This is a genomic window from Nocardia sp. NPDC005978 (assembly GCF_040614455.1).
GTDB lineage: Bacteria > Actinomycetota > Actinomycetes > Mycobacteriales > Mycobacteriaceae > Nocardia.
In genome coordinates this window covers 1-14,772 of the sequence record NZ_JBEXUS010000014.1, presented here as the reverse complement: position 1 = coordinate 14,772, position 14,772 = coordinate 1, and the positions used below count along the sequence as shown (strand labels likewise).

Here is a 14,772-nt window from a genome sequence, read left to right as displayed (position 1 = left end):
ACGCGAATCCTGTTGCGCGCGAGCGGCAGTACACCGGCGGCGACTCGTGCGCCGTCGCCGGGCCGCACCCGCACCGGCCCGGGACTCGCGCTACAGGTGCAGGCTGCCCGGGTACAGGTACTCGTCGGCGGGCGGCTCGGTGCGATCCAGCCACGCCTCGAAGAATCCGGTCAGCTCGTGGGTTGTCCTGGACTGCATGAACTTCCGGAACTCCGGCATCGAGGCGTTGCCGAAGCGGTGCGTGCTCACGAACTCCTGGATCGCGGGGAAGAACACCGCGTCCCCGATCGTGCGGCGCAGCGCGTGCAGGAACAGCGGCCCCCGGTAGTAGACCGAGGTGAATTCCTTTCCGGCGCCGGGGTTCTGCAGCGCGTTCTGCCAGAACTTGGGATTGCCGTAGAACTCGTCGAGGGTCTCGTGGTACATCGCGTCCACGTCCTTACCCTCCTTGCGCTCGGGCCACAGGTAGTCCGCGGTGTAACTGGCGAAGCATTCGTTCAGGCAGATGTCGGACCACTGCTTCACCGACATGGAGTCGCCCCACCACTGATGGGCGATCTCGTGCACCACCGTGTCGAGTTCGGTCCAGGGCGCGTAGATGGGCCGGGACTGCGTCTCGAGCGAGAACTCGAGTTCGGTGTCCACGTAGATCCCGCCCGCGGTGTCGAACGGGTAGGGCCCGTACAGCTCCTCGCTGAAATCCAGGATCTCGGGCAGTCGCCGTTCGGTCTCCATCGCCTTCATCGCCTCCGGCGCGAACGCGCTCAGCAGCGGGGTGCCGTTGGCGCGCCGCTGCTCCAGGAATTCGAACCGGTCGATGGCGATGGTGGTCAGATAGCCGATCACCGGCTGGCGCATCTCGAAATCCACGGTGCGATCCGCTCCGCGCACCTCGTCCCGCACCTTCGCCCCGATCGACATGACCTCCCATTCGGCGGGCACCGTCGCGTGCAGCGTGAAAGTGGCCTTGTCCAAAGGCGTGTCGTTGAGCGGATACCAGCTGCTGGCCGAATGCGGTTCGCCCGCGGTGAAGGCCCCGCCGCTGGGGGACAGCACCCAGCCCTCGCCGTCGGTGTCGGTCACCGCGCCCGCGTAGTCGACCTGCACCGAGAACGGCAGCCCGGGCAGCAGCGGCAGCAGCGGCGTGAGCACCAGTTCGTGCTCGCCCGTGCGCTCGAACCAGGCGGGCAGATTGTTGACCGACACCTTGGTGACCGGCGGCCCGCTGTAGTCGAGGTTGAACATGCGCAGCGGCTGCGTCGCGGTCGCGTCCACCCGGGTGGAACCGGTCAGCTCGTGCGTCTGCGGCACGTAGCCGAGGGTGACGTCGTAGTGCCGGACGTCGTAACCGCCGTTGCCGTCCAGCGGATAGTAGGGGTCGCCCACACCCGCCGCGCCCACGAACGGATCGCTCACCTCGGCCCGCGCCGGACTCGCCGTCGCCACGGCCAGCGCCGCGACGCCGATCACGGTGTACCGCCGCCACTTCGTGCTGCTCATGCGCCGCGCAAACCCCTTTCCGGCGTTCATCGCCGATGAGGCGATGCTAGCCGCCGTGCGCTCGTGAGCCCGGCAACCGACTCGTTGCGGCCCCTTCGCGGGGGCGCCGATCGCGGCCGGCGGCCCCGGCGTCAGTGGCCGGTGGAGCCGGACACCGCGACGCTCGCGCCCAGCCCGATGATCATCACGCCGCCCGCGCCGCCGACCGCCTCCAGCCGCTTGGGCGAGCGCGCGAACCACTCTCGGGCGAGCCCGGCCATCAACGCCCACGAGGAGTCCGAGACCAGCGCGATGCCGATGAAGATCAATCCGAAGATCAGCAGCTGCAGCGGGACCGGCCCGCCCTCGGGCGCGACGAACTGCGGCAGCACCGCCGAGAAGAAGATGATGGCCTTCGGATTGCTCACCCCGACCAGGAACGCCTGTCGCAGCATCCGCCCGCCTTCGCCCGGATCGGCGGACGCCTCCCAGGCCTCGCGCAGCGACCGGCGCTGCCGAATCGCCTGTATTCCCAGGTGAATCAGATACACCGCGCCCGCCAGTTTCACCACGGTGAGCGCGACGGCCGAGGCCGCGATCACCACGCCGAGACCGGCGGCGACGAACAGCAGGACCACGAGCACCCCGGCGGAATGCCCGAGCACGGAGAACATCGCGGCCCGGCGGCCGTGCGTGAGTGCGCGGCCGATGACGAACAGCACGCCCGGACCGGGGATGACGATCAGGGCCACGGCGGCAACGAAGAAGGCCACCAGATTCGCGCCGGGGATCATCCTGTCGATGCTACTCAGCGGCACAAGCCTTTTCGCCGGAACGACGGCGGGCTACCCGCGCATTTCCTCGGGCAGCTGCTGGGGATCGAGCAGCAGTCGCTTGGCGTCGACCCGGCGGGCCTTGGCGGCCAGGTCGAGATTATCGGTGAGCAGCTGCCACTCCACTTCGCGGATGGCGGCGCGAGCCCGTTCGATGACGTTCAGATCCCGGGTGCCCCAGGCGATGGGCATGGCGCTGACCGTCTGCCGCAGATCGACCGACCCCGGTGCCCGATCGACCCGGACCGTGACCGCGGGCACCCGCTCCCCGGCGCGCGCGTGATGGCCCGGCAGCGTGCGCACCGAGCGCGTCACCAGCGCGTAGCGCGGCCCGTCCGAACTGGGTTTGGCCAGCTTCACGAGCGCCAGCAGCAGGACCCCGCGGCCGTTGATCTCCGACACCACCGCCGGCACGAGTTCGCCTGCGGCGTACAGCTTGTCGACCCGGCCCCGGTGCGGGGTCCACAGCCCGATGAACAGCGAGGTGGCCGCGCCCAGCGCGAACGCCACCGCGAGCAGGTACGACCACGGATGATCCAGCCACACCAGGTAGGCGGTGCCGACCCCGAGCAGCACGGCCGCCCCGATCGCCACCACCCGCAACCGCCGCAGATCCGCGACGACTTCGTTGACCGCCCGGGCATGCTCACGGTCCACCGCGAATTCGAAGCGTCGCACGTGCGTTCCCTCTCGCCTACTGGAGGCTGTCTCTCCAGTTATCCTAACGTCGGCCCCAGCAGGTCGTCCGCATCGGTGATGCGGTAGGCATACCCCTGCTCGGCCAGGAAACGCTGCCGGTGCGCGGCGTATTCGGCGTCCAGGGTGTCACGCGCGACCACCGAATAGAAGTGCGCCTGGCCGCCGTCCTGTTTGGGTCGCAGCAGCCGCCCGAGTCGCTGCGCCTCCTCCTGCCGCGAGCCGAAGGTGCCCGAAACCTGAACCGCCACAGAGGCTTCCGGTAGATCGATGGAGAAGTTCGCGACCTTGGACACCACCAGCACCGGGATCTCCCCGCGCCGGAAGGCGTCGAAGAGCTCCTCGCGCTCCTTCGTGCGGGTGGAGCCCTGGATGACGGGCGCGTTCAGATGCGCGCCCAGCTCCTCGAGCTGATCCAGGTACGCCCCGATCACCAGGCTCGGCGAACCCTGGTGCCGAGCCAGAATCGATTCCACCACCGGCAGTTTGGTGCGCGCGGTCGAGCACAGCTTGTAGCGCTCCTCCGGCTCGGCGACCGCGTAGGCCATGCGCTCGGCGTCGGTGAGGGTCACCCGGACCTCGACGCAGTCGGCCGGGGCGATCCAGCCCTGTGCCTCGATGTCCTTCCACGGCGCGTCGTAGCGCTTGGGGCCGATGAGCGAGAACACGTCGCCCTCGCGGCCGTCCTCGCGCACCAGGGTCGCGGTCAGGCCGAGGCGGCGGCGCGACTGCAGATCCGCGGTCATGCGGAACACCGGCGCGGGCAGCAGGTGCACCTCGTCGTAGATGACCAGGCCCCAGTCGCGGCTGTCGAACAGCTCGAGATGCCGGTACTCGCCCTTGGATTTCCGCGTGATCACCTGGTACGTGGCGATGGTGACGGGGCGGATCTCCTTGCGCTCGCCGGAGTATTCGCCGATCTCGTCCTCGGTGAGCGAGGTGCGCGCGAGCAGCTCGCGCCGCCACTGCCGCCCGGCCACGGTATTGGTGACCAAAATGAGGGTGGTCGCCTTGGCCTTGGCCATCGCCGCCGCGCCGACCATGGTCTTGCCCGCGCCGCAGGGCAGCACCACCACGCCCGAGCCGCCCGCCCAGAACGAGTCGGCGGCCAGTTCCTGATAGTCGCGCAGGTGCCAGTTGCCGCCGGAGTAGTCCAGGTCGATGGTGTGCGCCTCGCCGTCGACGTACCCGGCGAGGTCCTCGGCCGGCCAGCCGATCTTGAGCAGCATCTGCTTGATGCGCCCGCGCTCGGAGGGATGCACCACCACGGTGTCCGGGTCCACACGCGCGCCGAACATGGGCGCGAGCTTCTTGTGCCGCAGCACCTCCTCGAGCACCGCGCGATCCAGGCTCACCAGGGTCAGGCCGTGCGCGGGATTCTTCACCAGCTGCAGGCGGCCGTACCGGGCCATGGTGTCGACGATGTCCACCAGCAGCGGCTGCGGGACCGCGTACCGGGAGTACTTCACCAGCGCGTCCACCACCTGCTCGGCGTCGTGCCCGGCCGCGCGCGCGTTCCACAGCGCCAGCGGGGTGATGCGATAGGTGTGCACGTGTTCGGGCGCGCGTTCGAGCTCGGCGAAGGGTGCGATGGCCTGGCGGGCGGCGTTGGCCGCGGCGTGGTCGATCTCCAGCAGTAGTGTCTTGTCGCTTTGAACGATGAGCGGACCCTGGACCGAATCGGTCACGGCACCTCCTGGCTTGTCGGACCCGATCGGGCCGTTGTCCATTGTTCCTGATCGCGCCGACAGGTTGTCGCGCGGAGCGCGGGTCCGCTACCACCGGCGCGAGCACCGCCGGTGACGGGCAGGGGGCCGGGCGGGTGGGGACGGTTCTGGTGTCCGGCACGGCCGGGCGCGCTCGTCGAGCGTGGACAACGTCCACCGCGGCTCGAGTATTTCGGCCGAAACGATCAAGCCCCCAGTTTTCGTGGCTACGATCACACCCAACTTGGGCAACTGTCCAAGTTGGACGATTGATCCACACCGCCCGGTTCACGAGACCGGGCGGCGACACCTGAATAGAGGTTGCCGATGCGCAGGGGACACCGAGGCGGACGATGGGCGGCGGGGCTGATCACCGCGGCGCTCGGGGCCGCGCTACTGACCGCGCCGCCGAACGCGACCGCCGCACCGGCGGGCGAGACCCTGCACATCGAGGGCGGCGACTTCGTCGACGAATCCGGACGCGTCGTGCTGCTGCACGGTGTGAACAACGTGGACAAGGACGCGCCCTACGTCGAACTCGGCGACGGCTTCACCCTCACCGATCAGGACGCGGCGCTGCTGGCCGGGCACGGCTTCAACACCGTGCGGCTCGGGGTCTCCTTCGACGGCCTGATGCCCACCCGCGGCGTGGTCGATACCGCCTACCTGGACCGGGTCGGCGCGGTGGTGGACACCCTGGCGCAGTACGGAATCCACACCCTGCTCGACAACCACCAGGACGGGCTGTCGAAGATCTGGGGCGGCAACGGCTTTCCCGAATGGTCGCTGAGTTCACGCCCGAGCGCCCTCGAACCCAACCTCGGCTTCCCGCTCTACTACCTCATGCCCAGCATGAACCTGGGCTGGGACGAGGTGTGGAACAACAACAACGGCGTCCTGGACTACCTGGGCCAGGCGCTCGGCGCGCTCGCCGCCGAAATGAACGGGCGCGCGGGGGTACTCGGCATCGAGTTGATCAACGAGCCCTGGCCGGGCACCCCGTTCCTGTCCTGCTTCCCCAACGGCTGCCCCGGCTTCGACGCCAAATATCAAGGGGCCATGCAGAAGTTGACCGACGCGGTGCGAGCGCGCAACGGCGACATCATGGTGTTCTGGGAACCCAACGTGACCTGGAACGAGACCATGCCCACGAACCTGGGCAAGAATCCGCCGATCACCGCGCCGCAGATCGCCTTCGCCCCGCACGACTACTGCATCCCCAGTCAGCTCGCGATCTATCTCGGCCTGCCCGCGTTCCTGCGCGGCCTGTGCCCGGTGCAGCAGGACAAGACCTGGGGCAACATCGACAGCTTCACCGCGCGCACCGACCTGCCCACGTTGGTCACCGAATTCGGCGACGGCGACCCGACGGTGCTGCGCAACACCCTGAAACGCGCCGACGAGCGTTTCATCGGCTGGCAGTACTGGCACTACTCCTCGCGGTTCGGCGCGGGCGGCCCGCGCCCGGATCCGTTCCTCGGCGACATCGGCCGCGAACTCGTGCGCACCTATCCGCGGGCGACCGCGGGCACGCCGGGTCGCATGATCTTCGATCCGGCCGACGGCGATTTCGCCTACCGCTACACCCCGCGCGCGCTCGCCGCGCCGACCGAGATCTACGTATCGGATCTGCACTACCCCGGCGGCTACGAGGTGCGGGTGGACGGCGGGACGGTGACCTCCGCGCCGGGTGCGCGCCTGGTGACCGTGACCGCCGCCGGCTCGGGGCCGGTCAGCGTCTACATCAACCGGCCCGGCTCCCCGGGCGCGACCGTGCCCACCGGGCCCGTGGGCACCGGATCGGGCGGTTCGTCCGCGGGCTCCGCGGACTCCGGATCGGGTTCGGGTTCCGCGGATTCGGGTTCGTCCCCGGGTTCGGCCGACTCCGGTTCGGCGGGTAGCGGATCCGGGCGCTGACCGGGAATATTTTCTGGGTTCGCGGGTGTAACGACCGTTCGCCCGGGAACGACACACGTGCGAGGCGCCGCTGCTGGACATGCGCCCAGATCGAGAGGGAACACATGATCGCCTTCAGCCCGCAGCTGTTCACCCAACTGCTCCCGATGATGCTCGGTTACGCCTGGTTGGGTATGCGCGGACTGTCCATGCTCTGAGATCTTCGGCTCGCACGTCGGAAACAGGCGGCCGCGGTGCTGCGGCCGCCGATCTCGCACAGGTATCCTCACCGCGTTCACGGCAGCCGTGAATGGTTCGGTGAGAAAGGTTTTCGCACGTGAAGTTCGCAGGTACGAGGCTGATCACGCGCCTCGTCATCGCCCTGGTGGCGATGGCCGTGGCAATGTTGGCCGTCACCGGGTGTTCGATGATCAAGGACGCCAGCAAATCCGAGACCGCCAAGTCGAAGGTCGGTGACTGCATCAACGTCATCGAGGGCTCGATGGTCGATTCCAAGACGGAGCCCATCGACTGCTCCTCGGAGAAGGCGGTCTACAAGATCGCCCAGGTCTTCGACACCAAGACCGAGTGCAAGGACGAGCAGACCTCCTACGAGGAGACGCTCAACGGTGGCACGACCGCGTTCCTGTGCCTGACGCCCAACTTCAAGGAGGGCGCCTGCTACAACGAAAGCCCCACCACCGGTTACAAGTTCGTGGATTGCAACGCCCCCGAGGCGAGCTTCAAGGTGACCAAGCGGGTCGACGGCCAGGCCGACGAGTTCCTCTGCGATCCGGCCACCGACACCAACTTCCACGCCCTGACCGAAGCCAAGATCACCTTCTGCCTGGGCAACCCCAAGTAGATCGGCCGACTCTCGGGGGCTTCGCCCCCCGAACCCCGACAGAACCTGGCTTCGCCCGAACCCGGGCGGGCGGCGAATTCGATCGTGGCCTTCGGTGAAACCCCGGCGGCGGCGTCCCAGTGACGTTGTCCCGGGGTTTTCGCGTTCGCGCGGACGTCAGTCGATCAGGGCGACCGAGGCGATGCGATGCAGGGTGAACTGGCGGACCGCGCCGGTCACCGGATCGACGGCGTCGAGTTGACCGCTGGTGATGTTCAGCGGTTCGACCACGCGCTGGGTCGCGACGCCGGCGGCGTCCACGTAGCTGATGTGCACGCTGCGGCGGGTGCGGGCGGCCAGCTGCAGCAGGTTCATGGTGGCGGTGGTGGTCGTGCGCGAACCGTCCGCGCGCACGGTCTGCCCGCCCCGGGCATGGGCCGCGCGCTCACCGGCGCGCAGTTCGGCGACCAGTGACCGGAGTTGGTCGGGGGAGGGCGGATTGGGCCGCCACTGCTGCTTCTGCTGCCCGCGCCCGGCGATGCGGGCGCCCCGCGCGCGCAGGTCCACGATCGCCCCGGAGGAATCCTCGCCCGCCGGGCTGAAACCCGCGGCGCGCAGCTTCTCCAGCACCTCGCCGAGCGCGGCCTGGGAGATCGCGACCGTGGGCGCCACCGCGCGCAGTGCCAGCTCACCGGCGACGGGCGCGGCCAGCACCTCGGCCAGCAGCGCGGGATCCTCACTGCGCACGAAGGATTGCGCCATTCCCGCGCGCAGGCGGCCGTGCCTGCGGGCCACATCGTCGATGAGATAGGTCAGCGCCTGGGGCACGGGGGTGCGCGAGTGGGTGGTGAACAGATGGTGCAGTTCGGCCGCGGTCGCGCCCGCGTCCAGCGCCCGCCGCACCGAGTTCTCGCTGACCCGGTACACCGTTGCCGCACCGGCGGATTCGACGTCCGCGACCAGCGACACCCGATCCTGCAGGTCGGGGATCAGCGGCCCGGGCGCGATGACCGTCAGATCCGCCTGCACCAGTACGTGATCCACGGGTGCGGGCAGCGCGGCCGCCATCTCGGACTCGGCGTCCTCCTGGCTACCGTGCAGCAACGCACGGCCGGCGGAGGTGATCGCCCCGCGTGCCACCAGGCCGAGCGCCTGCGCCTCGGCCAGGGTCCGCTCCACCGACTCCAACCGGTAGTGCCGCCGCCAGCGCGGCTGCCGCCACGCCAGCGCGCGGCCCAGATCGGCGGTGGACACGGTGGTGCCGGTGGGATATTCGGCCAGCAGGCTCAGGATGGCGCGGCGATCGCGCACCGCGTGCGCGTTCCGCAGCTCGGGGGAGAGCGCGGCCAGGGGTTTGTCGTTGGCGTCGCGCAGCCCGATCATCCACGGGAAGCGGTCCAGCTCCAGCCAGGCCTGGGCGAGCAGCACCCAGCGCCGCGCCGGCGGCACGGCCAGCCAGGCGTCGGACACCGCGGTGGGCGCCCAGAAGTCGTCGTCGCCCGCGTCCGGGGCCGGTTCGGGCGTGCCCCGATCCAGCAGCCGTGCCGCCGCCAGCACCTCGGCGAGCAGGCCGACCCGCTGTTCGTCCACCCCGGTCTGCTTGACCACGCGCCGCGCCTCGCGCACGCCGAGTCCGCCCGAGCGCAGCACCGGCGCGGGCGCCTGGCCCAGCACCTCGAGCACGGCGGCGCTGTGCCGCAGCAGTTCACCGACCTCGCCGGCGGCCGCGGCGTTCACGTCGGCGGCGGCCAGTTTGATCAGCGCGGGTTTGGGGGCGGCGAGCGCGTGCGGATCGGTGACCGGTTCCCCGCGCAGCACCTGACCCACCGAGACGGGCAGCTCCACCGTCTCCTCGTCGATCCGGTTCAGCAGGCGCAGCCCCAGCAGCCGGGGCACCGGCCGGTCCGCCGGGGTGCCGGGCGCCGCGTCCCGGGTGCGCCCGCGCGGGCCCGTGGTGGCCAGCTTCTCCAGCAGGCCGCGTTCCTGGATGCTCAATTCGCCCAGGGCCGCGGCGATCTCGGGTTCGGTGAGCGCGTCCGGCAGCTCGGTGGTGCTGCCCAGCGGCCACGGCAGCGCTTCCTGGGCGGCCGGGGTGAGATGCAGTTCGGCGTCCGCGCCCCAGATGATCGCGCGGGCGCGCAGTTTGTCCACGCTCGCGTTCAGCGCGGTGACGGTGACCCGATCGCCCAGCAGTTCGCGCAGGCGCGGCCTGGGCACGGGCGCGCCGGTGCGCGGATCCGCGGCGCCCTGCACCACCAGGGTCTCGATGACCGCGAAATCGAGGGTGTCGAGTTCGTCGGTGGCCCGCAGCACCGAGGCCCGCTGTTCGGTCCGGCCCGCCAGCACCGCCATGGTGCCCGGCAGCGGCACGGCCAGATCCGGGCGCAGCTGCAGCAGGGCGACCAACTGGTCGTCGCTGAGCGCGGCCAGCCATTCGGGCAGGGTTGCCGGAATCGGAGCGGCCTTGGCGGCGCGGCTCTTTCGGGCCTTGGGGGCGGTGTCGGTCACTTCACCCGATCCGGGACACGGGTACGGCGCAACGGCGGAATCGGGCGCGGTTCAGCGACCGCCGCGGCGACCGGGGTCGCGTCCGCGGCGGTCGCCGGACAGTGTGCCGCGCCGATAACCGCATGGTTGTCGGATGTGAGGCGAATCAGCGGTTGATGACCGTGTGCGGATGCACGTAGGGCAGCTGATCGACCGGAAGCGGGAACTCGGTGTCCTCGCCGTACGGCGAGAGTCCACCCGAGCGGGTCGAGGAAAGCTCGGTGACCGCGTGGTCTCCCTGGGCCGTCTCCGGCCAGCCATTGTCGACGTAGGGTTTCTTCGATTTGTTCACCACGGCCTCATTCTGGCATGCGAATCACGAACGCCCCGCATCGACATTGATGCGGGGCGTTTGCGCAGTGCGAACGGTGACGGCTCAGCCCGGGAGCAGGCCCTTGTTCGCCTGGTAGAAGTTCACGATCTGCGGGTCGAGCTGCCCGCCGGCCTTGGTGGCGTTGAAGAAGTCCATCACCGGCTGCGGGATCGCAATGCCCTGCTGCTGGACAACTTCCACCGCGCGATCCACGGCCTGGAAGACTTCCTGGGCGCCGTTGGCGGCCTGGGCGGGACCCGGGTTCGGGTTCCAGCGCGGCGCTTCCTGCTGCGGCGCGGGCGCGGTGCGCTGCGTCGGGCCGCTGGTCAGGCCGAGGCTCGAGGAGCAGGACGGCCACGCGCCCCAGCCCTGGGTGGCGAGCACCTTCTCGGCGACGGCGATCTGCTGCTCGCGGCTGGCCTGGTTGGCGGTCGCGGCGTAATCGCCGCCGCCGTGGGCCTTCCAGGTGCTGGGCGAGAACTGCAGCCCGCCCTGGTAACCGTTGCCGGTGTTGATGCCCCAGTTACCGCCGGCCTCACACTGTGCGAGACGGTCCCAGTCGGAGTCGGGTGCCGCACTGGCGTTTCCGGCCAGGGCCACTCCTGCACCGCCGACGATCGCGCTGGTCAGTGCGACCTTGGCGACGGTGCGTCCGGTGTTACTCGGCTTGCGATGGCGTCCACTCATGTTCGGGTCGTTCCTCTCGTACGCTCCTGCGAGACCGACTACCGGGGGCGAACTGAGAGGTCGTCCGGCCCGGCGCGCTGCTGCGCGCTGTTTCTCGCCCTCACCCCTTCGTCCAGTTGGGGGTCCGTACCCGCGGGGTGAGGTTGGTGCGGCGGGCCGGTGGCGCCGGGCTGACCCGGCTGATGAGTGACCATACGGCGGTCTCGGTCAAAAATCACCATTTGGTAACCGTCGTGTCCGTCGGGTCGCTATCCGGCGCAACGGGTTCCGTTTCGCTTCTGTGCAGGTGGTCGCGGCGAGCCCGCGCCGATAGGCGTCCGTCACCCTGCCGTGACCGTTTCGTTATGTGATGAAGATCACAAGTGTGCCGCCGTGGCGAACGGGGCAATCCGTCGTGTCGGCGTCGGCCGGTACGGTGAATTGCGCGGTGCGCCACGGCATCGGAAGCGGTGCGCGCGCGGCATCGGAAATTGCCCCGCCCATATCCGTGCGACGGGTGTGCCGGACTAACGCGCGCGGCGACCCGACCACAGCGCGTAGCCGATGCCGAGCAGAAATGCGAGCGGCGAGAGCATCGCGACCAGATAGAGCCACAACCATGGCTCGGTATCGGTCAGCAGACCGATGACGAAGATGGCGATGATCGCCAGCAACCCCACCGCGAATAAAGCGATGATGATGGTGAGCGGCCAGCCGCCGGACCTGCGCGGAGCCTGCCGCGAAGAAGAGTCGGACACGTGAAGACCGTAAAACTGATGTGCTCGCGCTATTCACACCGGGGTAGACTCGATGTCATTCGCGTCCTGCCTAGCTGTGGGGCGCGTTCTTTTCGCAAACGGTGAAGGTTGCGGACGATTGGTCCGACAATCACGACAGTGCCCGGATAGTCCCGGGCATCGAATAGTGAACGGGTGAGCGCAGTGCCGACCGGCAAGGTGAAGTGGTACGACGTCGAAAAGGGCTTCGGTTTCCTTTCCCAGGATGAGGGTGAGGACGTCTACGTTCGATCGTCGGCCCTGCCCGAGGGTGTCGAGGCGCTCAAGCCCGGGCAGCGGGTGGAGTTCGGAATGGCCGCCGGTCGCCGCGGGCCGCAAGCGCTGAGCCTCAAGCTGCTGGAGACCCCGCCGCCGCTGCGCAACGAGCGCGCCGAACGCGGTGAGCGCGGTGAGCGCCGCCGCTCGAACGAGGCGCCGGTCGTCCGCAAGTCCACCGATGAGCTGCACGGCCTCATCGAGGACATGATCACCCTGCTGGAGACCAAGGTGCAGCCGGACCTGCGCCGGGGCAAGTACCCGGATCGCAAGATGTCCCAGCGGATCGCGGAAGTGGTGCGCGGCGTGGCTCGGGAGCTCGACCACTAGTTGTGGTCGCGTAGGACATTCGGGCCCCGGTGAGCTGACGCTCACCGGGGCCCGTTGTGTGAGTGGGGATTCCGGCCGGGGCCGGGTTCGCGCCGAAGGCCGGGCCTCGCATTCGTGGCGCGTGGTCCGGGGCGCGGCCCGGACCACGCGCGGGATTCGGCCCGCTAGGAATCCTTCTGGATGCTCTGGATCGACCAGACCGCGTGCGGGATGTAGCCCTCGTTGCCGTCCGCGTCGCGGGCCGGGACCGGGAGCTGGATCTCCACCACGGCCAGTTGCAGGCGCGGGTCGGGCGGGGTCTGCACCGTGATGGCGCGCGCGTTCTCTGGGTAGTCGCGGTGCGTGGCAACCTGTTTCACCGCGGTGCCGTCCGGCAGCGCGTAGACCATCACCATCTGCCACGGGGCGTCGGAGATCTGCTTGGGCAGCGACAGCTGCAGCGGGTAGCCCGGCGGCACGTCCAGCGCGGCCACGAACTGGCTCTCCTCGCAGTCGCGCAGATCGAGCATGTTGTTCTCGACGTGGACGGTGCAGTACATGAACGGGTCCACGGTCACCGACTTGCCGTGCGCGTACGCGGTGATCTGCGGGTCCGGCGCCTCCACGTCGCGGGCGACGTAGGCGATGACGGCGAAATAGGCCACGGCCACCACGAGCAGGGCCGCGAGCAGTGCGACGATCGTGCGGGCTTTGGGTGTGCTCACCGTTGGTTCCTGTCCGTCACTGAGTGGGTTCGCCGGCGCCGTGTGCGCCGGGGATCTCCTGCTTCGCGTGTTGCGGTCGGTTACCGCCCAAACCGGGCAGCAGCGAATGCCCACGGTAGCTGACGACGGTTTGTATCAATCCAAGTGCCATGACCGCCGTGACCGCGGCGAAACCTTCCCACCACACGGTCGGCAGCAGTACGCCCATGGAACCGCCCAGCACCCAGGACAATTGGAGAACGGTCTCCGAACGCCCGAAGCCCGAGGCGATGGACTCCGCGGGCAGGTCGTCCTGGATCGAGGCGTCCAGCGACACCTTGGCCAGGGCGCTTGCCCCCGCCGCGACCAGCGTCGCGACCGCCGCCCCGATGAGATTGTTCAGCAGCGCAGCCGCCACCGCGACGCCCACGCAGGCGCAGGTGCAGGCCAGCACGATCGGGGTCGGGCGGCCCAGCTTCATGCGCGCCCCGCTGAAGTTGCCGGCGAAATTGCCCAGCGCCGCGGCCGCGCCGACGATGCCGAGCATGGCGGCCTGCTGTGCCGGGCGGTGTTCGGTGGCCTTGGCGACGAAGGCGACGTAGAAGGTCAGGAAGCCGGTCAGGATGCGGACGGTGCCGTTGCCCCACAGGCCGGTCACCACGGCCCGGCCCAGCGGCTGGCGGCGGCGGCTCGGCTGCACCGTGACGTCCTGGCCCGGTTCCAATACCTCGGTGCGCGAATCGGACCCGTGATAGGTCAGGGTCGCGGGCACCTCGCCCTCGGTGACCTCGACCCAGGACGGAATCCGCAGACTCAGGTACGCACCGAGTGCGGCCAGGCAGGCGGCGAACACCAGCACGCCGGGCGAATGCGCGATCACCGCGATCAGGCCCGCGATGCCGCCCGCGCCCAGGGTCCCGCCCACCAGGCCGAACACGGTGAGCCGGGAGTTGGTGCGCACCAGGTCGATTCCCGGCGGCAGCACGCGCGGGGTCACCGCGCTCTTGAGCACCGAGAACGATTTGCTCAGGATCATCATGCAGAGCGCGAGCGGATACAGCGCCCAGTTGTCGATATTGAAGATCAGCAGCAGCGCCACGCCCACGCGGATCGCGAACGAGCCCGCCAGCGCGAGTCGCCTGCCGCGCTGCAGGCGGTCCAGCATCGGCCCGATCAGCGGCGCGATCACCGCGAACGGGGCGATGGTGATGAGCAGATACAGCGCGACCTTGGTCTTGGATTCGGCGGTGGCGCTGGCGAAGAAGAGCGTGTTGGCCAGGGCCACCGCGACCGCGGCGTCCGTCGCGAAATTGGCCATGGTGGCGTAGACGAGCGCGGTGAGGCCCGATTCCTCCGCGCCGTCGGCCTTGGCCGCGCGCTGGAAGGTGGCTATGCCGCGTTCGGTCAGTTCCCGGCTGCGCCGCGCCGCGACCCGGGTGACGGTCAATTTCCGTGGCGGCTTGTGCAATCCGGTGTACTCGGGTTCGGCGGCCGCGTCCTGTGCGAACTCCTGGCCCGGCGACGTCTCCGGGCGGGTGGGATGCGGTTCGCCGCGGGCGGGCGGGGGATCCTGCTCGCGCGCACGCTGATTCGCGGCCGGGGCCGGGCGGGTCGGGTGGGTCGGGTGGTCGTCGTGGTTCGCGGCGTCCCCGTGCCCGGCGAGGGGCCGGGTGGGGGGTGCTTCGACGCGGCGTCGCGACCAGCGCGCGGTGCTCCCGCGCGCCGGC

At 69.6% G+C, this 14,772-nt stretch carries 13 protein-coding genes; 3 read left to right on the top strand and 10 right to left on the bottom strand.

Annotated elements, in window-relative coordinates:
* Positions 1-90 precede the first annotated feature (90 nt).
* The 4 genes from ABZ319_RS09040 to ABZ319_RS09025 all read right to left on the bottom strand — a co-directional run bounded on the left by ABZ319_RS09040 (position 91) and on the right by ABZ319_RS09025 (position 4,696).
* The gene (locus ABZ319_RS09040) at positions 91-1,500 is read right to left on the bottom strand and encodes a M1 family metallopeptidase (protein WP_354985804.1); all 1,410 of its coding nucleotides are present in this window, start codon (positions 1,498-1,500) and stop codon (positions 91-93) included.
* 131 nt (positions 1,501-1,631) lie between these two features.
* Entirely contained in the window at positions 1,632-2,273 is a 642-nt protein-coding gene (locus ABZ319_RS09035) for a LysE family translocator (protein WP_354985803.1), read from the bottom strand.
* Between the two features lie 51 nt (positions 2,274-2,324).
* Positions 2,325-2,990, bottom strand: coding sequence for a DUF3239 domain-containing protein (locus ABZ319_RS09030; protein ID WP_354985802.1), 666 nt, complete (start codon positions 2,988-2,990; stop codon positions 2,325-2,327).
* Positions 2,991-3,028: 38 nt separating this feature from the next.
* Positions 3,029-4,696, bottom strand: a complete 1,668-nt coding sequence (locus ABZ319_RS09025) for a DNA repair helicase XPB (RefSeq protein ID WP_354985801.1) — start codon at positions 4,694-4,696, stop codon at positions 3,029-3,031.
* Between the two features lie 345 nt (positions 4,697-5,041).
* Between ABZ319_RS09025 and ABZ319_RS09020 the strand changes: the two genes are divergently transcribed.
* Both ABZ319_RS09020 and ABZ319_RS09015 read left to right on the top strand, forming a co-directional pair.
* Positions 5,042-6,631, top strand: coding sequence for a cellulase family glycosylhydrolase (locus ABZ319_RS09020; protein ID WP_354985800.1), 1,590 nt, complete (start codon positions 5,042-5,044; stop codon positions 6,629-6,631).
* Positions 6,632-6,947: 316 nt separating this feature from the next.
* Positions 6,948-7,475, top strand: a complete 528-nt coding sequence (locus ABZ319_RS09015) for a hypothetical protein (protein WP_354985799.1) — start codon at positions 6,948-6,950, stop codon at positions 7,473-7,475.
* A 156-nt stretch (positions 7,476-7,631) separates the two neighbouring features.
* Here ABZ319_RS09015 and ABZ319_RS09010 read toward each other — a convergent pair whose 3' ends face one another.
* The 4 genes from ABZ319_RS09010 to ABZ319_RS08995 all read right to left on the bottom strand — a co-directional run bounded on the left by ABZ319_RS09010 (position 7,632) and on the right by ABZ319_RS08995 (position 11,738).
* Complete coding sequence (locus ABZ319_RS09010; RefSeq protein WP_354985892.1) at positions 7,632-9,908, bottom strand: helicase-associated domain-containing protein; 2,277 nt, start codon at positions 9,906-9,908, stop codon at positions 7,632-7,634.
* A gap of 199 nt (positions 9,909-10,107) precedes the next feature.
* The gene (locus ABZ319_RS09005; RefSeq protein WP_354985798.1) at positions 10,108-10,296 is read right to left on the bottom strand and encodes a hypothetical protein; all 189 of its coding nucleotides are present in this window, start codon (positions 10,294-10,296) and stop codon (positions 10,108-10,110) included.
* 81 nt (positions 10,297-10,377) lie between these two features.
* Positions 10,378-11,001 carry a resuscitation-promoting factor Rpf1 domain-containing protein gene (locus tag ABZ319_RS09000; RefSeq protein WP_354985797.1) on the bottom strand — a complete coding sequence of 208 codons (624 nt, stop codon included), beginning with the start codon at positions 10,999-11,001 and terminating at the stop codon, positions 10,378-10,380.
* 506 nt (positions 11,002-11,507) lie between these two features.
* Positions 11,508-11,738 carry a hypothetical protein gene (locus ABZ319_RS08995; RefSeq protein ID WP_354985796.1) on the bottom strand — a complete coding sequence of 77 codons (231 nt, stop codon included), beginning with the start codon at positions 11,736-11,738 and terminating at the stop codon, positions 11,508-11,510.
* A gap of 183 nt (positions 11,739-11,921) precedes the next feature.
* Between ABZ319_RS08995 and ABZ319_RS08990 the strand changes: the two genes are divergently transcribed.
* The gene (locus tag ABZ319_RS08990; RefSeq protein WP_354985891.1) at positions 11,922-12,362 is read left to right on the top strand and encodes a cold-shock protein; all 441 of its coding nucleotides are present in this window, start codon (positions 11,922-11,924) and stop codon (positions 12,360-12,362) included.
* Between the two features lie 164 nt (positions 12,363-12,526).
* On the opposite strand, the gene ABZ319_RS08985 is transcribed toward ABZ319_RS08990, so the two are convergent.
* Together ABZ319_RS08985 and ABZ319_RS08980 are read right to left on the bottom strand one after the other, a co-directional pair.
* Positions 12,527-13,066, bottom strand: a complete 540-nt coding sequence (locus ABZ319_RS08985) for a DUF2771 domain-containing protein (protein ID WP_354985795.1) — start codon at positions 13,064-13,066, stop codon at positions 12,527-12,529.
* A gap of 16 nt (positions 13,067-13,082) precedes the next feature.
* The coding region (locus ABZ319_RS08980; RefSeq protein ID WP_354985794.1) for an MFS transporter at positions 13,083-14,772 on the bottom strand (1,690 nt) is incomplete at its 5' end.

What these genes read in the sequence shown, in the direction of transcription:
- ABZ319_RS09000 (WP_354985797.1), bottom strand. Translation starts at nt 11,001, where the DNA reads ATGAGTGGACGCCATCGCAAGCCGAGTAACACCGGACGCACCGTCGCC.
- ABZ319_RS09035 (WP_354985803.1), bottom strand. Translation starts at nt 2,273, where the DNA reads ATGATCCCCGGCGCGAATCTGGTGGCCTTCTTCGTTGCCGCCGTGGCC.
- ABZ319_RS09040 (WP_354985804.1), bottom strand. Translation starts at nt 1,500, where the DNA reads ATGAGCAGCACGAAGTGGCGGCGGTACACCGTGATCGGCGTCGCGGCG.
- ABZ319_RS09020 (WP_354985800.1), top strand. Translation starts at nt 5,042, where the DNA reads ATGCGCAGGGGACACCGAGGCGGACGATGGGCGGCGGGGCTGATCACC.